This window comes from Bradyrhizobium sp. BRP19, assembly GCF_020194195.1.
Lineage (GTDB): Bacteria > Pseudomonadota > Alphaproteobacteria > Rhizobiales > Xanthobacteraceae > Bradyrhizobium > Bradyrhizobium yuanmingense.
The window spans coordinates 81,453-100,984 of sequence record NZ_JADYVZ010000013.1 but is presented as its reverse complement, the minus strand read 5'-3'; the positions used below and the strand labels follow the sequence as shown (position 1 = coordinate 100,984).

Here is a 19,532-nt window from a genome sequence, read left to right as displayed (position 1 = left end):
CATGAACGTCGATCCCGGACGCCAGCTGCGCGCGATCGCAAGGATGACGGTCAGTATCCGCCTTGCTGTCTCCGCGCTGGTCCTCGCCGCGATCCTGCTGACCGCGGCGCTCTCCAGCCTGCTGTGGTGGCGCACCGCGGAGGCGGCCAGCCGGCAGCTCGCCTCGACCATCAACGAGCAGATCGTCGCGGCGGTGCGCAAGGAGGTCTCGGCCATCGTCGACGAGGCGCGCGCCGCGCATACCGCGATCCGCACCCTGTTCCTCCAGAACGTGCTCGACACCCGCGAGGCCGACAAGCGCGAATTCGTCTTCCTCTCGCAATTGCAATCGCAGGCCACGATTTCCTGGGTCGCGTTCGGCTGGCCTGACGGCTCCTTCTTCGCCGCGCACAAGCTCGGCGATCGGCGCCTGGAGATGATGGAGATCTCGCTGACGGATCATCCGGGCGAGCGCCGCGTCGACGAATACGACGTGGTGCCCGGCGACATCGAGTTCGCCAACCGCCGCTTCGAGCCGACCGATTTCCGCGTCGCCGATCAGGCCTGGTTCAAGGCCGGCCTCGGCGCGGAAGACCCGCAATGGTTCAGGGTGATGGACCACGCGACCGGCGAGCGGCCGTCGATCGCCTTCGCCGGCCCGATCGACGTCTACCAGGAGCGCCAAGGCGTGCTTGCCGTCATCATCGAATATACCAGGCTTGCGCGCTTCCTGTCGCAGCTGGAGGTCGGACGCACCGGCACCGCCTTCATCGTCGACGGCAGCGGCGAGCTCGTCGCAGCGCCGGACAAGGACGCCGACGAGCTCCATCCGGCGCACGGCGACACGGCGCTGCTGCCGCTGGCGCGCGCAGCGCTCGACCAGGCCGGGGAGGCCGGCCGCAAGGAGGCCTGGCAAAGCCGGCTCACCTCGGGCGGCGCGGCCTATGAGGTCGCGCTGACGCCGCTGCCGTTTCCCGGCTGGTCGCTCGCGACCGTGATCCCCGAGGCCGAATTTCTCGGGCCGGTCGAGACGACATTGCATCGCCTTATCCTCGGCCTCGCCGTCGGCGCCGTGCTCGCGGCGCTGGCCTCGGCGATGCTGGCGCGGTCCGTCATTGCCGCGCCGCTGTCGCGCGTCGTCGGCGAACTGCGCCATGTCGAAGCCTTCGCGCTGGAGCAGGTCCGCCGCCATCCGTCGCGGCTGAAGGAGATCGCAAGCCTATCGGGTGCGATCGCGGAGATGGCGGCCGGCCTGTCCGCATTCCGCAAGTTCATCCCGGCGGATCTCGTCCGCGGCCTGCTGCGCCAGGGCGTCGAGGCGAAGCCCGGCGGCAGCGTTCAGGAGCTCAGCGTGATGTTCATCGACATCGCCGGCTTCACCGGGCTGTCGGAGCGGCTCGGCGACCGCGTCGTGCCGCTGCTGTCGCGCTATCTCGACCTCACCTCGGAGATCATCGTCGCCAATGGCGGGACCATTGACAAGTTCATCGGCGATGCCGTGATGGCGTTCTGGGGCGCGCCGCAGCCGCAAGGCGATCACGCCGCGCGATGCTGCCGTGCCGCGCTCGCCTGCCACAAAGCGATCGACGAGTCGGGCCTCGTCGACGATCTCGGTCAGCCGCTCCAGATCCGCATCGGCATCAATTCCGGCCGCATGCTGGTCGGCAATATCGGTTCGGAGCTGCGGCTGAACTACACCGTGATCGGCGATGCCGTGAATGTCGCGAGCCGGCTCGAAGGCGCCAACAAATCTTACGGCACGCAGATCCTGGTCGGCGCGGCGACCGAACGTCTGGCGCGCGGCGCCGTCGTCACGCGCGAGGTCGACAGCATCGCGGTCTACGGACGCGAGGAGGGACTCTCCGTCCACGAGCTGATCGGGATGGTGAACGAGACGGCGGTCGGCAGCATCGGCTGGATCGCGGATTACGAGCGCGGCCTCGCCGCCTATCGCGCCCGCCGCTTTGCCGATGCGCTCGCCGATTTCGAGGCGGTGCTGAAGCGGCGCGGCGACGATCGCCCGGCCGAGCTGATGCGTGACCGCTGCCGTCGGCTCGCTGCAGCTGCGCCCGACGTCAGCTGGCGGCCTGTGGCGGCATTGGCGTCGAAATAGCGACATCATCCGGGGACCTGTAGCCCGGATGGAGCGGAGCGTAATCCGGGGCCGGTGCTTCACGGCGCGAGCTAACCCGGATTGCGCTGCGCTTCATCCAGGCTACAAACTCGGTTACATTCCTGACTTTCCCGGATGAGTTCGAGACATGAAGACCACATTGCTCAATCCTGAAAACTACACCCGCTCGCCGTGGAAGAACGGCGCCGGCGTCTTCACCGACATCGCGGATGCGCATCGGGCCGATGCGCCGCGGAAGGACTGGGACAGCCTGCTCTGGCGCTTTGCGTCGACGCCGATTCTTGCGTCCGGTCCGTTCTCCCACATGCCCGGCATCGACCGCTTGCAAATGGTCGTCGAGGGCCGCGGGCTGGTGCTGAAGTCGCCGACGCAGGAATTCGACGAACGTGAACCTTTTACGACGGTGCGGTTCACCGGCGAGCTCGAGATCGTGACCGAGCTCGAGGCCGGTCCCGTCGAGGTCGTGAACCTCATGGCGCGGCGCGGCGCGGCCGAGATCGATCTCCTCGCGTTGAAGCAGCCCGGCGACCGGCACCTCGCCGCCGGCACGCATCTGGTCTACGCCCCGCGCGGCGAATGCCGCATCCGCCTCGACAACGAGGAATTTGCGATTCCCCGCACCGGCACGTTGAAGGTCGAGCTGGCCGGGCCGTCGCAGCTTGCGCTCGTCGCGGGTCTGGCGGTGCTGGGGTCGATCCGGCTTCTGGTCTAGAACCTCAGACCGATGCGCACAATCCATGCAACTCGCTAGGTTGACGCCGCCGGGCCGGCGCACGATATCTGCTGGCTAAACCGCAGCTCGAGGGGCAGGATATGAATGCGCCACACACATACGCCCCCACGCAGGCCGACGGCGTCATCGACTGGCTGACCAACGGCACGCGCGACGAGCGCTACATCGATAATATCTTTGCGCAGATGTGCATCCGCCTGCAGCAGGCGGGCATTCCGCTCAAGCGGTCGACGCTTCACGTGATGATCCATCATCCGCAATGGCTGGGCGCCCGCATGATGTGGTCCGACGGCAAGCGCGAGGCGGAGATCACGCTGGCCGACTATGACGTTCGCGAGCGGTCCGAATATATCGGCAGCTCCGCCAACGAGATCCATGATGGTGCCGACGAGGTCCGCGAAAAGCTCGAGCAGGATACCTCGCTCGGTCGCAAGCATGCTCTCTATGACGACATGCGCTCGCTGGGCATGACCGATTATGTGGCCTGGCCGCTGCTCCACACGCTCGGCAAGCGCCACGTCGTGACCTTCGCCACTGATCGTCCCGGCGGTTTCGACGATGTCCACATCGCCGGCCTGAAGAAGCTGTTGCCGGTGTTGGCGCTGGTCAGCGAGATCCGCATCAAGAATCGCCTGGCGCGCACGCTGCTGGAAACTTATGTCGGCTCCCATGCCGGCGAGCTGATCCTGGCCGGCGCCACCAGGCGCGGCACCGGCACGACGGTGCGCGCCGCGATCATGATCTGCGACCTCAGGGACTTCACCAAGATCTCCGACAACTGGCCGCGCGACGATGTCATCGACCTTCTCAACGACTATTTCGACGCGATGTCGGAGCCGATCGCGCGGCACGGCGGCGAGATCCTGAAGTTCATCGGCGACGGGCTGCTCGCCATCTTCCCGCTGCATCAGCCGAACGCCTGCGCCAATCTTCTGCATGCGGTGGCCGAGGCGAGGGGAGCCATGGCCGCGCTCAACGATCGGAACAGCGCGACCGGCCGCGCGCCGCTGAATTACGGCATCGGCGTCCACGTCGGTGATGTCATGTACGGCAATATCGGATCGGCCCAGCGGCTGGATTTCACGGTGATCGGCCCGGCCGTCAACATGGCCTCCCGCCTGGAGGCGCTGACCAAGACGCTCGGCAGGAACGTGCTGCTATCACGCGATTTCGCCGAGCTGGTCGAGAAGGAGTTCGCATTGGAGCATGTCGGCCGGCACGAGGTGCGCGGCTTCAACGCCCCCATCGAGCTCTATGCCTATCCGGCTCGCGCTATTTCCGGTTAGTTCCGGGGGCGTTCGGCAGGGCCTGTTGGCCCCCCTGGGTCTGCCTGGCCGGATCGTTGTCGCCCGGCCTCATCGTTGACGACTTCGCCGGTGCATTGGCGCCGCCGTTGTTGGCGTCCGACGACGTATTGAGGCTGGAGGCGCCCGCGCCGGTCGTGCCGCCGGTGCCGGTCGAATTGATGCCTGAGCCCGTCCTCGACGGCCCCGCGCCGCTTTGCGCGAAGGCGGAAGGGGACGAGGCGAGCGCCGCGATGAGCCCTGCTATGACGAGTGCTTTCATGTCCGCTCCTGTGCTCGGCCTGGTGCATGATCCGGACCCGGAGGGCCGCGCAGCGCAAAGTGCGCAGCGGTTTTCCGAAAAGATCATGCTCAAACAATAACCTGGAGCGCGATGACGGTTCATCCTAATCGCATCGCGCTCTAGGCGGCCCCGGCCCGGCATCCGGGGGCGGGCTTGAGCCGGGGCCGCCATTTGCCGGAATGGTGAGACGCCGGCGAAGGGCCAATGCGCGGGAACGCGTGGTCGTTCCAAATTCGATGGGGCGCCGCAAACCCGCTGAACTAGGCTGACCAGCGGTCCTGCTCTTCCTGGTGGGCTTGCTCGTTCAGCCGGTCGGCGATCTCGTCCGCAATCTGCTCGGTCTCGGCCGAGGCCACCGGCTCGCCCTTGTGTGTCTTCAGCTTGTCCTTGTCGGCTTCGATCGGAAAGTCGTCGGGTGTCAGTCCGGTCGTCTTGTTCATGGTGCGCCTCACTGTCTCCAGTTGGGGAAAACACACGTGAAGGGCCGATCGTTGCTTTGAGGGTGAAGCCGCTGGACCAAGCGGCGTCAGGCGCCGCCGACCGCCCGCGTGACGGTGCCGCTCCCGCCGCAGGTGGCGCAAGGCGCGCCGTCGATGCGTCCCTTGCCGTGACAATCGGGACAGACGTCGTCGCCGGTGCCCTTGGTTCCGGGCGGAGCTTCGTCACCGGGATTGAGCGCTGCTTGCGTGGGAATCTTGGCGTCTTGTGCGTGGGCAGCCTTGGTCTTGGTCATCTGCGCCTCCTCGACAACACCGCAACGCGCCTTGCCGCAGAAAGTGCCAATCGGAGTTCGCAGCGCAGTCAACGGAACCGCGCCGCTGTTCTCGCTACTTCTCGACTGCGCCCGTCCAGTCCTTGAAGCCGCCGACGTTGTAGACGTTCTCGTAACCCATATCCTTCAAGAGCTTGCCGGCCAGCGCCGACCTGCCGCCGGATGCGCAATAGAGGATGACGGTCTTGTCCTTGTCGAACGCCTTGTCGTGATAGGGCGACTCCGGGTCGGCGCGAAACTCCAGCATCCCGCGCGAGACGTTCACGGCGCCGGCGATCTTGCCGCTGGCGGCGACTTCCGGCGCATCGCGAACGTCCACGACCAGCGTGTTGCCCTTGTTGATCATCTCGGCCGCCTGCTCCGAGGTGATCTTCGGGACCGCCGCGTTCGCAGCTTCCAGCATTTGCTTGACACTCGTTGCCATAAATTCTCTCCGGATTTTCTTCTGCCGCCCCATAGGAGGATAGCACATCGATCTGGACATCGCTCCTGGATAAGCTTGTCCCGCCGGAGTCAGAGGCCGGAGGTCCGGTTGCCAAGGCCGGATTGTCCGACTAGCCTTGCCGAAGCTACGCCCAAACGGTCTCTGGCCGCACCTTCATGCCCAAATTTCTCCGCATCGGTGTCCATCAGTCCAACGTCTCCGGATACACCTCGAAGGCGTGGTGCGTCAGACGCGTCGGCGCGGCGGTCTTCCTGAAATGGGGCGCGGTGGAGGTGCAGGGCGCCGGCGCCGGGCGCAAGGTCTACTGGTCGCGGTCGCCGCAGGAGAAGACGATCCGTTGCGGCACCGCGCAGCGCGCGCAGGAGTACACGAAAGCCGCGATCGCGCGGCGCCGCAATCACCGCTATGAGCCGCTGACCGGACCCATCGCGAACCGGCGCCGGTCGGCTGCCCGCGCCGCCGAGCTCAAGCAGGCGCTCGCCACCATCCTCATCGTGGACATCGTCGGCTCCACGGCGAAGGCAGCCAAGCTCGGCGATGCGCGCTGGACCAAGGTGATAGGCCATTATTACGCGGCGGTCCGCAAGGAGCTGAAGACGTGCCGCGGCAAGGAGGTCGTGACCACGGGCGACGGCGTGCTGGCGACCTTCAGGAAACCCGCTGCCGGCATCGCCTGCGCGGCCGCGATTCAGAAAGCCGTGCGCACGCTCGGCCTCGAGATCAGGGTGGGTCTCCACGCGGGCGAATACACCATCAGCGGCGGCGAAATGGTCGGCCTCGCGTTCCACATCTGCACCCGGGTTGCAGCGAAAGCACGCGCGGGCGAGGTGCTGGTTTCGAGCGCGGTAAAGGAACTGATGGCGGCGCAGTCCGCAATCAACCTGAGGGATCATGGCCAGCACCGGCTCAAGGGGGTGCCCGAAAGGTGGCGGCTGTACCGGGTGGAGGGCTGAGGGCATCGCGGCGCAATAAGCCTTGCGAGGCTGCGCCTCAGTCACAGCCCCTGGATCAAGCTTCCGCCTTCATGTTTGCGAAACGGTCCCGCAAATAGGCGGCGAAGGGACGCCTTCCCTCATCCTGGCTCCAACTGTCGATCGCAAGGCGAAAAGCTCCGATTGAGACCATCGCGACTATGCGGAGTGCCGTTCGCCGCTTGGGCTGCGGCCACATCGTGCAGAGCGCGTCGAAGACCGCCTGTTCCTGTTGGGCGTATTTGGTGGCCTCGCGGGCGCGAAGCGTCTCGTTGGTGCGGATGAACCGGTCGATCTCCATCATTTGTTTCCGGGCCTGGACGTCCTCGTAGGACGCCGTGAGTCTGACCAGTGCATTCTTCACCGCTTCGAGCGGCGGCTGCTTGGTCGATTGCTCCAGAACGGCGCGCCCTATGGCTTCGGCGAGACCGCCCTGCCAGGCCAGGATGATGTCTTCCTTCGACTTGAAATAATAGAAGAAGGTCCGACGCGAAATTCCCGCTGCCTCCGCGATGGCGTCGAGCGTCGTCGCCTCATAGCCGTTCCGAAGGAAGAGCCTCAGACCGGTGTCGGTGATCCGTCGCAACGTTTCGCGGCGCTTTTGCTCCCTCAGTCCCTCGCTTTTCGGTGATGGGTCGTCTCCGTCCTGTTTCGACACACAACGGCCTCATTCAAAATTACACTCAGTGCGATAAAATTCCGCATCAAGTGCGAAATTACTGCATGTGAGGCCGGCCAGCAAGGCTCGGGCCGATTCGAGGCGTCCAAGACCAGCGAACTGGATCAAGATGACTGCAGACAGGGACGGCCCGGCGAACGACCGGGATGCCGATGCTTCGCGTTGCGATTTCCACGATGCCGAGGCCGGCTTGCTGCAAGCGGCGGCCGGGAAGGACCAGCGCACGCGCAGCTCCGGCAACATCGAGCTTCTACGCCGCAATCCTGCCGGTTACGTCGCCTCCAGCCATCGCCAGGGCGCGCCGCACCGGCCTCGCCGTGCAATCAGCAGACCTCGCAGGAGCCTGCAATCCGTCCCCCGGACGATACATGACGCGCGAGCCCGTCATGCCGGCGAGCAGCGCCTCGATGGCGCCGTGCAAGGCTCGCCAAGGGAACGTGACCAGCGTCGATTTGTCGCTCGGACCCTCGCGCGCGCGGTGAAGGCCATACATTCGCCGTATCTCGGCAATTTCGGCGTTCTCATCCTGCTGTGCGCCATCTCGTTCCATCCCTGCTTCGATCTGGCGAACGTCGTTTCGAACAGCTTCCTCTGTCTCGGTGCGAAGGCGGCGTTCGCCGCGACCGTCAATCTCGTGGTGGACGACTGGACCCCGACGATCCAGGCCTTTCTGGCCGGCCGCCTTCTGCGCTGGATTGGCCTCAGCCTTCTGCTCGCGCTGCTCCCCGTGCTGACCGTCATCCGCGCCGGGACGCTGGCCAAGCTGCGGGCGCTAGCCGCCCTCTTGCTTGTCCGGCTGCGCGGGATCCTCAGAGCTTCGCTGCGGCCACTGAATCGCGCAGCGCGGGAGGGCCGCGGCGCAGGTGTCGTTCACGAGAAGGTCAACAGGCTCGGGCGGCACAACGCTTGAAAATTACACTAGGTGTAATTTAACTGGCCCGATGTGATGTTGTGCCGTGGGAGATGGCCCGATGCCTGGTTGGAGTGCGAGCGATATTCCGTCCCAGCGGGGGCGTTGCGCCGTTGTCACGGGCACGGGTGGCCTGGGTTACCAAGATGCGCTGGCGTTGGCGCGTGCGGACGGCGAAGTGATCATTGCCGGTCGCAATGCCTCGAAGGGAGCAGACGCCGTCGCGCGGATCCGATCCCGTCAGCCCAACGCGAACGTCCGGTTCGAACGGCTCGACCTTGCGGATATTCATTCGGTGCGGGCCTTCGGCTCCCGTTTGCGTGGCCAACGGGACAGTCTCGACCTGCTCGTCAACAATGCCGCGGTCATGATGCCCCCTGTCCGGCAAGTAACGGCCGACGGGTTCGAAATGCAGTTCGGCACGAACCACCTCGGCCATTTCGCGCTGACGGCCGAGCTTCTGCCGCTGCTGCACAAGGGCGTCGAGCCGCGCGTCGTCACCGTGTCCAGCCTGGCAGCGCGCAGCGGAGCGATCGAGTTCGACAATTTGCAGGCTGAGCGTCGCTACCAGCCGATGCCGATCTACAGCCAGTCCAAGCTTGCGAACCTGATGTTTGCGTTCGAGCTGCAGCGACGCAGCCGGAGGTTCGGCTGGGGCATCACCAGCGTTGCGGCCCATCCCGGCGTATCGCGGACCGACCTCATTCCGAATGGCGCCGGCCGGATGAGCCTTCCCGGCCTGGCGCGGACCGCCCTCTGGTTCCTGTTTCAGCCGGCGGCGCAAGGTGCGCTGCCGACGCTGTTCGCGGCGACGTCGCCGGACATCGTCCCCGGCGGCTATTACGGTCCGGACAAGTTCGGCGAAATCCGCGGTTCGCCGTCCGTGGCCCGCGTGCCGCCGCAGGCCGATGACGATGCGGTGGCGTCTCATCTGTGGGATGTCTCGGCAACACTGACCGGCGCTCGCTTAGCGACGGAGTCGTCCCGCACCCAGGCGAGGACGGATCTGTGCACTTGAAGCGGCCTCGCGCAGGTCCGCCATTCCGAGGCCCGGCGGCCGCGTAGAAAGACGAAGCAGAGGACTCCAACATGACCCGTCGAAATCTGGTGCTGATCGCTTTGGGAGTTTGCCTGATGAGTGCTCCAGTCCACGCTACGCCGCCGAACAAGGTGCTCGGCACCTGGAGAATGGTCTCCGCTCAGATCGATCCGGAAGGAAAGAACCTGCCGGCCTATGGCGCGCGGCCGAACGGGCTCCTGACCTTCACGCCGGACATGCACTTCATCGAGGTGCTGACCGACTCGGACGTCCCGCGCTTTGCCTCCAGCGTGCGGGGCGAGGGCACGGACGCGGAAAACCGCGCGGCCATGGCCGGCAGCATCGGCTTTTTCGGCACCTACACGGTGGATGAGAACGGCGAGTTCAGCGGCAACAAGGTCGAGGGCTGCACCTTTCCGAACTGGATCGGCAGCGTTCGGACGCGGAAGGAATTGCGTCTGGTGGTCGACGGCGACGTCATGACCGAGAATTTTGAACGACCTGACGGCACGAAGATCCGCATCACGTTCGAGCGGGTCCGCTAGCGCCGTTCACGCCGACGGCGTTACCTTCGGCTCCGGAAAGGGGCAGGGCGATCGCATATGGGAGCGATCTCGCCTGTGGCCATTCTTCGAGACGCCCGCCGTTAGCGGGCGTTGAAGGACGAGGCGCGCGCTCAGCTCGCGCAAAGCACCATATGCAATAGTCCTGGGAGAGGGGCTCGGCCCGACCGTCGCCGCCTTGATGTTGACATTCAGCTTCAACCTGCTGACGAGTCGGGGGCTTGGCGAATCCGCCAAGCTGATGCTGCAGGGTGCGATCATCGGCCTTGCAGCGGCCGCATATTCGGCAAGGCGCCAGTCATGATTGCCTCGATATCGGAACGAGAACGGATGCGGCCGCAGCCGCGATGACAACAGGAGAGATGACATGACCGATGTGATGGCTGGAGCCGAACCATTCTTCATGCAGGGCAAGGGGCCTGCGGTCCTCGTGCTCCACGGCTTCACGGGAACGACGCAAAGCATGCGGTATCTCGGCGAAGAGCTTCACCGGCGCTTCGGCTTCACCGTCAGCGGGCCTCGCCTGCGGGGCCACGGCACCTCACCGGACGACATGGAAACGACCGGCTATCTCGATTGGCTCGCGTCGGCGGAGCAGGCGCTTCACGAGCTGGCTGGGCAGGGCACCAAGGTCTTCGTCACCGGCCTGTCCATGGGAGGCACGCTGACGCTCAACCTAGCCGCACGTTTTCCGAACATCGTCGCAGGCGCCGTGCCGATCAACGGTGCCGCCGGAATCTTCGATGGCGCGATGGCCGAGCTCGTATCGGACGGCGCGGCGCCGAAGCGCGTTCCCGGCATCGGATCGGACATCAAGGCCGCCGGCGTCAAGGAGCTGGCCTATCAGGAGGTGCCAGTCGCTTGCCTCCGGCAGGTCCACGTCCTGATTGCTGCGACCGAAAGCCTGCTGCGCAAGGTCAGCTGTCCCACGCTCGCCATTCATTCCAGAGAGGACCACGTCGTGCCGGCGGCCAATGGCAAGCGAATCGCGCAGGAGGTCAGTTCCAACGACGTGCGCCTGCTTTGGCTCGACAATTCCTATCATGTCGCCACGCTCGATAACGACAAGGATCTGATCGTAGAGCGCTGCGGACGATTCATCTCGGAAATCGCCGGGGGGCGCCTGGATAGAACAGCGCTTCTGCATACGGCGGTCGTAGAATGATGGGCTTGAGATCCTACGATAGCCGCTTTCGCATCTTCGGGCTGGCTCAGCCTTCGAACCGCCAGTTCGCCGGCACCCAGCGATAGCCGTCGTCCGTCTTCCTGATGTTGCCGATGCCCGGAAACGGGAAATGGAATCCAAGCACCGGGATGCGGTCCGTCGCAGCGCGGTCGAACAAGCGCCTGCGCGACTGCAACGCGGTATCGGGATCGAGATCCGGCCCGGGCCGCCAGGCATTGTCGATGTTGAGTAGGGGGCTATAGGCGGCATCGGACGTGATCAGCAATGCTTGCGCGCCGGAATGCACCAGGATCGCCGACATGCCCGGCGTGTGGCCGCCGGCGGCGATCGTCGTTATGCCCGGCAACAACTCGCCGCCCGGCCGGTACAGCACGGCAGACTTGGCGACGGGCGCCACGCTTCGCTTGATATTGGCGATGAAGGCGCGCCGGAAATCTTCCGGCATGGGCAGCCGCGACAGGTCAGGCTCGTTACGGATGAAGAACGCAAAATCGTCCTCGGGAAGATGGACCGTCGCGTTCGGAAAAGCGCTCGATCCGTCGGCGCGGCTGAGATTGCCGACGTGATCGGGATGGGTATGCGTGATCACGATGGCGTCGATGTGCTCGGGCTCCACGCCGATCGCCGCAAGATTGCGGAATAGATGTCCGCCATCGGGGCCGAGCGTTTGCGCTGCACCTGCCTCGATCAGGATTCTCCTGCCACCGGTTTCCAGCAGAAGCGTGTTCAGGTTGAGCCTGAAGGTGTCGGTCGGCAGGAACGCATCGCTCAGCGTCCTGCCGAGTTCCTCCGCCTGGGCGGTGTGGGCATAGATGCGCGGATTGCCGCTCAGCGTGCCGTCGCTGACGACGGTTGTCTTGATATCGCCGATCCGAAAACTGTAGTGGCCGGAATTGGCCCTGCCAGCAGGCGTTTGCGCGATCGCGGCCGGCATGCCCAGCAGCGGCGTCATCGCTCCGGCCGCGCCGCCTGCGAGCATTATGCGGCGGCTGATGTTCAGATGTGATGGCATACGGCTTCTCCGGCCTATCGCGGTGGGGTCTGTGTACGATGATCTGGCATCATCCACAAATGTCATGATAGAATTTACATTATGCGTTCGATGGATTTGGCGAAAGTCGACCTCAACCTGCTGGTGGTGTTGCATGCGCTGCTCGAGACCGGCAGCGTCACGCGCGCCGCTGAGCGTCTCGGCAGCAGCCAACCCGCGATCAGCCGTGCGCTGGCAAAGCTGCGGCGCCTGTTCGGTGACCGGCTGATGGTGAAGGCGGCAAGCGGCATGACGCCGACGCTGCGCGCCGAGGCGATGCGCGAGCCGCTGGCGACCTTGCTCGGCGGCGTCGAGACATTTCTCCACAAGCCGAAATTCGATCCTTCCGCCACCGACCGCGTCTTTCGCATCGCGACGACCGATTATGGGGCGCTCGCCATCCTGCCCAATGTCGCCGCCCACTTTGCGCGCGAGGCACCCGGGGCGGCGATCGAGGTCGTCAGCTTCTCGCGTGATGTGTTCCGCATGCTCGCTGACGGTCAGGTCGATTTCGTGCTGTATGCCGATAATCCGGTATCCGGCTCGTTTCGGGCGCGCGAGCTGTTCCGCGAAAATTTCGTGACGCTGGTCCGGCAAGGGCATCCTTTGCTCAAGCAGATGCGCGGGGCAAAGGACGTGCTGCCGATCAAGCTGTTCACGGCCTGGCCGCACATCGTGGTCAGCATTTTTGGCGGGCAGGGCGGGCCGATCGATACCGCATTGGCCGAGCGCGGCTACAAGCGGCACGTCGCGCTGCGTGTTCCATATTTCGCAACGGCCGCGGTGATCACGGCTGCGTCGGATTACCTGGTGACCATGCCCTCGCGGGCGGCCCGGCAGCTTGCGCCGCGGCTCGGTCTCGTGATGCTGAAACCGCCGGCGCAGGTGACGCCCTACGGCTATCGCCTGCTCTGGCACGAACGAAGTCACGACGATCCCGGCGCGGTCTGGTTGCGCCGGCTGGTGGTCGATTCTGTCAAGTCGGGCGCCGCCTAAACCAAAACATGGAGCAAGACGCCGCAAAGCGTGCTCGTCATGAATGTTGCTCCCGATGTCGGAACCCGGGCCGGCCGTTCGTCTTGAATCCAAGCCGCCTCGAACCGGAGTTCTGCGTAAATGGCCCCGCGCGCCAATTGGAAAGGCTTCCTGAGACTGTCCCTCGTCACCTGTCCCGTGGCGCTCTATCCCGCTACCTCCGAGAGCGAGAAGATCTCGTTCAACCAGCTCAACCGGCAGACCGGCCACCGCATCAAATACGTGAAGGTGGACGCGGAGACCGGCGACGAGGTGACGAACGAGGACATCGTCAAGGGCTATGAGCTCGAGAAGGGCCAATACATCGAGGTCTCCAAGGAAGAGCTCGAGGAGATCGCGCTGGAGTCCACGCGCACCATCGAGATCGACGAGTTCGTCGACAAATCGGACATCGACGCGCGCTATTTAATCCGCCCCTATTACATCCGGCCCGACGGCAAGGTCGGCCACGACGCCTTCGCGGTGATCCGCGAGACCATTCGCGAGATGAACAAGGTCGCGATCGGGCGCGTGGTGCTGACCAACCGCGAGCACATCATCGCGCTGGAGCCGATGGACAAGGGCCTCGTCGGCACCCTCTTGCGCTACCCCTACGAGGTGCGCAGCGAGGCCGAATATTTCGACGACATCCAGGACGTGAAGGTCACCAAGGACATGCTCGATCTCGCCCGGCACATCGTCAACCAGAAGGCCGGACGCTTCGCGCCCGAAAAGTTCGAGGACCATTACGAGACCGCGCTGATCGACCTCATCAACGAAAAGCGCGCCGGCAAGGTGATCCGGCCGAAGGAGCGGCCGAAGGGCGAGAACGTCGTCGACCTCATGGAGGCGCTGCGGCGGAGCGTCGGCAAGGAAGTCGGGAAGCAGGCCGCGCCCGCGAAGGCGGACAAGCCGGCGAAGAAGCCGAGGAAGGCGGCGGCCGGCCAGAAGGAGATGCTGATGCCGATCGCCGGCAAGAAGGCGGCCGCCAGGGAGACGTCCGCGAAAAAGCCGGCCGCAGGGGCGCGGCGGAAATCGGCATGAAGCATCCCGTGACGCCGGACTTAAATCGAAAACACGCCCTATGCCGCTTGGTACGCGAAGGTCCTAGTCGCAGGCCTCAAAGGCCCTCGTCAGGGCACTCCGGACATGTATCGCCGATCGAATCGAGGACATCGTTGATCTCCGCGACCGCCTGATCGGCAGAGACGCCGTCCGGCGGATCCTGGCGCGCAAGCACGACCGCGCGATGGCGCGCGTGCGGGTCGGCGCGGTCCCTGGCCCAGCCGTGCTCCTCGCATTCGCAGATCGCGCCGGCCTCGTGCAGCACGTGGGTGGCCCATCCCCGTAAGGTCCGGATCGCCGGCCGTCTTTCCCTGGTCATCAGCATGCGAGATTGCTCCTGCGGGACGAATCCGTGCCGCCGCCAGATCGTTCCGGGCTGTTAACACGGGTCAGAGATTCCCAAACGGCAGGGCTGGGCTTGTCCACGTGTTCCGGATGAAGGGGAGCGCGCGTTGTGACGCAGCGTCTGTATGCGTTGCAAGCACCCAGCAGAGCCAGGCAGGTTTCCTCCTGAGGAACCCTGGTGCTGAGAGGCGGCTTATGTCGTCATCGGTTTCGGAGGAAAAGCCATGGTCATTGATGCGTTCGCTGGCACCACGCCGGTGTTTCTCCCTGAGCAGTTCTTCGTTGGTCGCTTGGAAGGATGGGCGGTGGTCGAGAGTCTCGTCGGCGGGCTGTTGAAGCGGGCGACGATCACGGCGCATGGCGAATTGGACGCGGACACCGACACTGTCGTTCTGACTGAAACCTACACCTTTGATGACGGCCATAGCGACACGTTGCGCTGGACGATCCACAAGCTGAGCGAAGGTCAATACATCGGCCACGAAAATCGACTGGAGGGTGAAGCCACGGGCGAGCAGGCCGGTTGTGCATTCCATTGGAAGTACACGCGCGACACGCCCCAAGGCGATGGAAAGTCGTTCAAGCTGAACTTCGACGATTGGTTCTATGCGATCGATGACCGCGCCTGCATCGTGCGCGGATCCGCCGGGCGCGCGGGCATTCCGTTCGCGACGGCGCATGTGACGTATCGGAAGCTTTAGGTTCGCCCGACGGGGGCTGCAGCCCCGCTCTCCGGTGCGCACTTCTTTCTCGAACTTAACATTCTTGAATCGCGAAGGCACCGAAGCAAAGTACGGTGGGCGTTTTCGCGGGAGTGAATCTTCTGGCGCTGATTGAGCCAGAGCGGGGGCCGGGCGTGAATTTCCAGGTTACGGTTTTGAAGATCCTGGTGAGCTATCCGGATGGCTTTGCCGTCATGGAAGATCTCAAGCGCGACATGGCGATCCTGGCGACCAGCGGCCGCGATTGGGCCGACCGGACGAGGCGTCTTGCCAGCCGCGTGCCGGACCTCGACATCTTTTCACAGGGGCTGGTCGAGCGCATCAGCGGTGGCTGGAGACTGACGTCGAAGGGGCGAGACATCTTGGCGTTCATGGAAGCCCGACCGGCACCAAGCGAGCCCAGCCTGGCGGCCCCGGTCGATGAGACGTCCCAGCCGGTATTGGAGATTGCTCCGCTTTCCCCGCTGCCGCAGCCAGCCGACCGGGCCAAGCGTCGGCGCGAGCGCCGAGAGCGCCGCCGCGAAGCCCGCGAACGGGCGCGGGCGAACGCCTCCTGAACCGGGATTGAGGTCGGCAACGAACTAGCGGTCCATCGCCGCGCTCGAAGGGGCGCCAAGCCGGCGGCGACGCGGAGGCGACGGGGTGCTAACCACCCCATCTCTCGTAAGGATTATGACCTGGCTCTGGTTGATCATCATAGTGCGGGGCCGGTTGACGGCGGTCCGGCCGTGCCGGTGAATAAGCCCAGGCCGCAGTACTCCCAGTCGTCAGAACACGAGGATGCGCTTTTGCATGATGCCGATGGACCTGGCCTGCCACCGCGGCGCTGACGGGGGCCCACAGGATAATCAAAAGGCTCAGAACGAGACCCGATCGCATGGGAGTTTCTCCGATAGACCTACGATGATGAGTTAGATGAGCCTCGGTCCACGCCCTCGCAATCGGTGACGCCTGCAAGACTGGTAACGTCCTCGGCATCACGCGCGGGTTGGCGGTCGAATTCGTGCGAATCTGTAAACCCCGCACTCGGCTTCATGCTGGCAGTTGCGTCACGGTTTGGAGTCTTTCGTCGCCGGGGTGCGTCACGCGATGATGAGCACACCGATTTGCCATTCGCGCAGGCGTGATTGTTCACCCACGTGTTTTTCCCGAGCGCATACCCACCTAATGCTCAACCAAGAAATTCGAAGGAAGCGCATTTCAACAGAGCAGCCGGTTCGAGTCAGCGCGAATGCTCCGCACGAAAACAACAGCCGTTCGGAGCACGACCATGACTGGATTCAGGACCTTTGTTATTGCAGCGATGATGTCGATTGGCGCGATAAGCTCTGCAAGCGCCCAGTGCCCATTGTGGGCGACTCAACATCCAGATTTGTTTCAGGCGCAATATCCCGATCGGGATGTGTTGAACGACTGCGAATTGACGCCAGCAGGCAGAATGGGCCTGGAACGCCCTGGCGGCGCGGCTCCCTTGTTTGGGCCCAACAGGGCCTACCAGACAACGCCTGGCGTTGCCCAGCACCGCGGCTTTCACCACCGATCGCGGTGAGTATCTGAAAATGGATCCGGATGGTCGGATTCCGGCGGAGAAACCGTAGCGCGCCAAGTCTAATGATCAGAAATCAATCCGCGCACCTTCGGTACGCGACCGTTTTCAGCGATTCCTGAGTGCTGTCGGGACCAATCAAATGCGAGTCGATTAAGTCATTGGTTTCGCGTCCGTCGCCAAAAATTCGCGAGTCGTTTTAGGTCAATTCCAAAGATCTGCTAGTCGAATGGGTGATGACGCTAGATCTTGGGTTGGATGCCGCGATTTGTTGTCCAGATGTCGTGGTCTTGTGGAGCTGGGTGCTGCGAGCGCGGCCCGCAATGAACAACCTGCTCGAGGAAAACCGTCGGGGCCAATTTAGTACAAGTCGTCTGAAGCGGTGGAACGCTATCGAGAGACCGATGTGCGATCGTCGAGCGCCGCGCCGGTCGAGGCTTTATAGTCGGGACGGGCCCAGGGGAGCGCAACAGCCTCCTCGATCGCGAGAGATGAGCGGGGCTCCGCCTTAGCTATTCTGCGGTCGCGCAGACCGCATCGCAGCGATTAGGCCGCCTTGCAGAAGTGCACGGAAGCACAGCGCGGGCAGCGCACCTCGGAAGAAGGAGGCGATGCTCACGAGCTTACCGCAGGGCGTGCCTGACGTGGCCACGCGCATAGAACGACGCACTTCATCGACTCTATCCTCGACGCGAACGGCAATGCGCCCCCGCTGCTCCAGACCAATGGTTGCAGAGTGCGGCGGTTAGCTGCAGCTCAGCGGTAACGGCAGGTCGGGATGCAACTCGTACCAGTCGTAGCAATCTGGATAGGCGCCGTAGAATCCATAGCCGCCTCGGCGGAAGTGGTGAAACGCGTGCTGGCGCAGGCCTACGTCATGACCACCGAAGCCAAGGTGCTCGCCGCCGAACCGGGCGCCGCCGGCAAAATCTCCCTCATGGCCCATGCCGCCGAAATGCGCGCCGCCGCCGAAGGCCGCATGTCCACCGCCGAAGCCTGCATGTCCGCCGCCAAAGCCGCCACCGCCAAAACCACCGCCGTGGCCACCGCCACCACCGCCGCCATGGGCATTGGCCGCGCCAACGGCGAGCGTCGAGGCGAGTGCTGCTGTCGCCAGAATCATGATTGCACGTTTCATGGATGACTCCTCTTGTTGCGCTGTCCGGCCATGTTCCGCGCGAGGTTGCCGATGGCCGGGTCAGTGATGAGGGAGAGGTAGGTCCGGTACGAGGCGATCCAACTGAATTCGATGTCAGAATATCAGGCAAGCCGCTCGCGAAGAGCGTCTCGCGGATCGGCGCGACGCACGCGTAGGAGCGGGCCGACCAGCGCAGTCCGCTCCTCGTTATTGCAAAACGCGGCGAAGCTATAGGGCAGGCCGCGTCACCCAATCAGTACTAGCTGCCTGTGCCCGGCTCGCACGGTACGTTGTTGCCGGTCCACGGCGCGGTTGCAAAGGCGCCGACGCGCGGCGCCGGAACGCAGGCGCGCTCGCCCGGATAATGGAACGGCGTGGTCGCCGCGACTGTATCGGCGGCCACGTCGGGCTGCTGCGCGGCGCGCTGGTGCTCGCGCGCCATGACTGGGCCACCCAGCATTGCGGCCGCGATCAATCCTATCGACAATAGTTTGGACGTGGTCATTCGCTCTCTCCTCTGACGACATCAGGCCGATCAAGCCGGCTCAGCGACGATGTGTGAACGATCGGCCACGTTTCCAACGCACGTTTTGCTCACTGCATTTCAACCGCCCGAGAGCCGCTGCGGTGTCGCAACCACGATCGTGCGAATGCATAACATCCGTGGTCCCTGAGACGACGGCACGTGCGTTGACGGCATATGTTCGATCCAGTCGGTTGGCAGCGGAGCGCGGAAGATGATCATTGCATTTGTAACACGCGTGGTGCGGGTCCTCGTGCCGTTGGCGGCACGCACAGCCGACAACATGAACCGCAATTTAGTGGCGCGGTGCGCGCGGCAGAGCTACCTCATAGCGCAGCGGGCGACCGGCAACAGGCGGCATCAGCGACGCGCGTCCGACGTACGCGGGCACTGAGCATGACACGGCCCGACGCCGTACCCGTGCTGCCCAACCGCGCGTCGAGACGCCGTGGGAATTATGGTACGAGGCTCATGACCCGGATTCTCCTGATTGAGGACGACACTGAAACCGCCGAGGCGATCCTCGCCGAACTCGGCGATCGCGGCTTCGAGGTGCAGTGGGCCGGCAACGGCGTCGACGGTCTCGAGCGCGCGCGTGCGTCGAGCCCCGATGCCATGATCGTCGATCGCATGCTCCCGGGAGTTGACGGGCTGACCGTCATCGAGGTGCTGCGCAAGGAGCAGGTGAGGACGCCTGTGCTGGTGTTGAGTGCGCTTGGCGCCGTGAATGACCGGGTGCGCGGATTGCGAATGGGCGGGGACGACTATCTCACAAAGCCGTTCGCGCTCATCGAACTGGTTGCGCGAATCGAGGCGCTGCTGCGCCGGCCGAGCGACAGCCGCGAAACCATCCTGCATGTCGGGCCCCTCGAGCTCGATCTGATCGAGCGCACCGCGCGGCGCGGCGAGCGCAGGCTCGACCTGTTGCCGCGCGAATTCCGCTTGCTCGAGTACATGATGCGCCGGAGCGATCAGCTCTTGACGCGCGCGATGCTGCTCGAGGAGGTCTGGAACTACAAGTTCGTTCCGGCGACCAACTTGATCGACGTGCATATGGGCCGGCTTCGTCACAAGGTGGACGGTTCCGGGGAGACACAGCTCATCCACAATGTCCGAGGCTCCGGCTTCGTCCTTCGCTCGCGGTAGGAGGG

Annotated in this window: 22 protein-coding genes; 14 read left to right on the top strand and 8 right to left on the bottom strand. The window is 64.4% G+C overall.

Features of this window, described 5'->3' with window-relative positions; genetic code table 11:
• Position 1 precedes the first annotated feature (1 nt).
• The 4 genes from I6F36_RS29615 (at position 2) to I6F36_RS29600 (ending at position 4,512) form a co-directional block, all read left to right on the top strand.
• Complete coding sequence (locus I6F36_RS29615) at positions 2 to 2,092, top strand: adenylate/guanylate cyclase domain-containing protein (RefSeq protein ID WP_225172697.1); 2,091 nt, start codon at positions 2 to 4, stop codon at positions 2,090 to 2,092.
• Between the two features lie 148 nt (positions 2,093 to 2,240).
• Positions 2,241 to 2,825, top strand: coding sequence for a HutD family protein (locus tag I6F36_RS29610; RefSeq protein WP_225128740.1), 585 nt, complete (start codon positions 2,241 to 2,243; stop codon positions 2,823 to 2,825).
• Positions 2,826 to 2,926: 101 nt separating this feature from the next.
• Positions 2,927 to 4,132 carry an adenylate/guanylate cyclase domain-containing protein gene (locus tag I6F36_RS29605; protein WP_225172696.1) on the top strand — a complete coding sequence of 402 codons (1,206 nt, stop codon included), beginning with the start codon at positions 2,927 to 2,929 and terminating at the stop codon, positions 4,130 to 4,132.
• Positions 4,133 to 4,188: 56 nt separating this feature from the next.
• Complete coding sequence (locus I6F36_RS29600) at positions 4,189 to 4,512, top strand: hypothetical protein (RefSeq protein ID WP_158284442.1); 324 nt, start codon at positions 4,189 to 4,191, stop codon at positions 4,510 to 4,512.
• Positions 4,513 to 4,693: 181 nt separating this feature from the next.
• Here the strand turns inward: I6F36_RS29600 and I6F36_RS29595 are convergent, their stop codons facing one another.
• From I6F36_RS29595 to I6F36_RS29585, 3 genes are all read right to left on the bottom strand, one after another.
• Positions 4,694 to 4,873 carry a hypothetical protein gene (locus I6F36_RS29595; RefSeq protein ID WP_036011671.1) on the bottom strand — a complete coding sequence of 60 codons (180 nt, stop codon included), beginning with the start codon at positions 4,871 to 4,873 and terminating at the stop codon, positions 4,694 to 4,696.
• Between the two features lie 86 nt (positions 4,874 to 4,959).
• Positions 4,960 to 5,166 carry a hypothetical protein gene (locus I6F36_RS29590; RefSeq protein WP_050995990.1) on the bottom strand — a complete coding sequence of 69 codons (207 nt, stop codon included), beginning with the start codon at positions 5,164 to 5,166 and terminating at the stop codon, positions 4,960 to 4,962.
• A 94-nt stretch (positions 5,167 to 5,260) separates the two neighbouring features.
• Complete coding sequence (locus I6F36_RS29585) at positions 5,261 to 5,629, bottom strand: rhodanese-like domain-containing protein (protein WP_109145166.1); 369 nt, start codon at positions 5,627 to 5,629, stop codon at positions 5,261 to 5,263.
• Between the two features lie 176 nt (positions 5,630 to 5,805).
• Here I6F36_RS29585 and I6F36_RS29580 point away from each other — a divergent pair, with 176 nt between their 5' ends.
• The gene (locus I6F36_RS29580) at positions 5,806 to 6,603 is read left to right on the top strand and encodes an adenylate/guanylate cyclase domain-containing protein (protein WP_057026102.1); all 798 of its coding nucleotides are present in this window, start codon (positions 5,806 to 5,808) and stop codon (positions 6,601 to 6,603) included.
• 55 nt (positions 6,604 to 6,658) lie between these two features.
• Here I6F36_RS29580 and I6F36_RS29575 read toward each other — a convergent pair whose 3' ends face one another.
• On the bottom strand, positions 6,659 to 7,207 hold the full coding sequence (locus I6F36_RS29575) for a TetR/AcrR family transcriptional regulator (RefSeq protein WP_225114033.1): 549 nt from the start codon (positions 7,205 to 7,207) through the stop codon (positions 6,659 to 6,661).
• A 283-nt stretch (positions 7,208 to 7,490) separates the two neighbouring features.
• Between I6F36_RS29575 and I6F36_RS29570 the strand changes: the two genes are divergently transcribed.
• The 4 genes from I6F36_RS29570 (at position 7,491) to I6F36_RS29555 (ending at position 10,977) form a co-directional block, all read left to right on the top strand.
• On the top strand, positions 7,491 to 8,210 hold the full coding sequence (locus I6F36_RS29570) for a hypothetical protein (protein WP_225140428.1): 720 nt from the start codon (positions 7,491 to 7,493) through the stop codon (positions 8,208 to 8,210).
• Positions 8,211 to 8,271: 61 nt separating this feature from the next.
• Complete coding sequence (locus I6F36_RS29565; protein WP_225144699.1) at positions 8,272 to 9,228, top strand: oxidoreductase; 957 nt, start codon at positions 8,272 to 8,274, stop codon at positions 9,226 to 9,228.
• A 116-nt stretch (positions 9,229 to 9,344) separates the two neighbouring features.
• Positions 9,345 to 9,794: a lipocalin-like domain-containing protein gene (locus I6F36_RS29560; protein WP_225114035.1), complete on the top strand. Its 450-nt coding sequence runs from the start codon at positions 9,345 to 9,347 to the stop codon at positions 9,792 to 9,794.
• A 385-nt stretch (positions 9,795 to 10,179) separates the two neighbouring features.
• Positions 10,180 to 10,977: a carboxylesterase gene (locus I6F36_RS29555; protein ID WP_225144700.1), complete on the top strand. Its 798-nt coding sequence runs from the start codon at positions 10,180 to 10,182 to the stop codon at positions 10,975 to 10,977.
• Between the two features lie 46 nt (positions 10,978 to 11,023).
• Here the strand turns inward: I6F36_RS29555 and I6F36_RS29550 are convergent, their stop codons facing one another.
• Positions 11,024 to 11,950, bottom strand: a complete 927-nt coding sequence (locus I6F36_RS29550) for an MBL fold metallo-hydrolase (protein WP_225144786.1) — start codon at positions 11,948 to 11,950, stop codon at positions 11,024 to 11,026.
• Positions 11,951 to 12,100: 150 nt separating this feature from the next.
• On the opposite strand from I6F36_RS29550, the gene I6F36_RS29545 reads away from it, so the two are divergent.
• Complete coding sequence (locus tag I6F36_RS29545) at positions 12,101 to 13,024, top strand: LysR family transcriptional regulator (protein ID WP_225134968.1); 924 nt, start codon at positions 12,101 to 12,103, stop codon at positions 13,022 to 13,024.
• 120 nt (positions 13,025 to 13,144) lie between these two features.
• Positions 13,145 to 14,086 (top strand): Ku protein, encoded by a 942-nt coding sequence (locus tag I6F36_RS29540; RefSeq protein ID WP_109145160.1) that lies wholly within the window; start codon positions 13,145 to 13,147, stop codon positions 14,084 to 14,086.
• A 76-nt stretch (positions 14,087 to 14,162) separates the two neighbouring features.
• On the opposite strand, the gene I6F36_RS29535 is transcribed toward I6F36_RS29540, so the two are convergent.
• Positions 14,163 to 14,432 carry a hypothetical protein gene (locus I6F36_RS29535; RefSeq protein WP_109145159.1) on the bottom strand — a complete coding sequence of 90 codons (270 nt, stop codon included), beginning with the start codon at positions 14,430 to 14,432 and terminating at the stop codon, positions 14,163 to 14,165.
• Positions 14,433 to 14,676: 244 nt separating this feature from the next.
• Here I6F36_RS29535 and I6F36_RS29530 point away from each other — a divergent pair, with 244 nt between their 5' ends.
• Together I6F36_RS29530 and I6F36_RS29525 are read left to right on the top strand one after the other, a co-directional pair.
• Entirely contained in the window at positions 14,677 to 15,153 is a 477-nt protein-coding gene (locus tag I6F36_RS29530; protein WP_225140425.1) for a DUF3833 family protein, read from the top strand.
• A 155-nt stretch (positions 15,154 to 15,308) separates the two neighbouring features.
• A complete protein-coding gene (locus I6F36_RS29525; RefSeq protein WP_225140424.1) occupies positions 15,309 to 15,731 on the top strand; it encodes a hypothetical protein in 423 nt (140 codons plus the stop codon).
• A 1,734-nt stretch (positions 15,732 to 17,465) separates the two neighbouring features.
• Here the strand turns inward: I6F36_RS29525 and I6F36_RS29520 are convergent.
• The gene (locus I6F36_RS29520; RefSeq protein WP_036026706.1) at positions 17,466 to 17,858 is read right to left on the bottom strand and encodes a hypothetical protein; all 393 of its coding nucleotides are present in this window, start codon (positions 17,856 to 17,858) and stop codon (positions 17,466 to 17,468) included.
• A 259-nt stretch (positions 17,859 to 18,117) separates the two neighbouring features.
• On the bottom strand, positions 18,118 to 18,363 hold the full coding sequence (locus I6F36_RS29515) for a hypothetical protein (RefSeq protein ID WP_109145157.1): 246 nt from the start codon (positions 18,361 to 18,363) through the stop codon (positions 18,118 to 18,120).
• Positions 18,364 to 18,852: 489 nt separating this feature from the next.
• Between I6F36_RS29515 and I6F36_RS29510 the strand changes: the two genes are divergently transcribed.
• Positions 18,853 to 19,527, top strand: coding sequence for a response regulator transcription factor (locus I6F36_RS29510; RefSeq protein WP_225172695.1), 675 nt, complete (start codon positions 18,853 to 18,855; stop codon positions 19,525 to 19,527).
• The last annotated feature ends 5 nt before the right edge of the window (positions 19,528 to 19,532 follow it).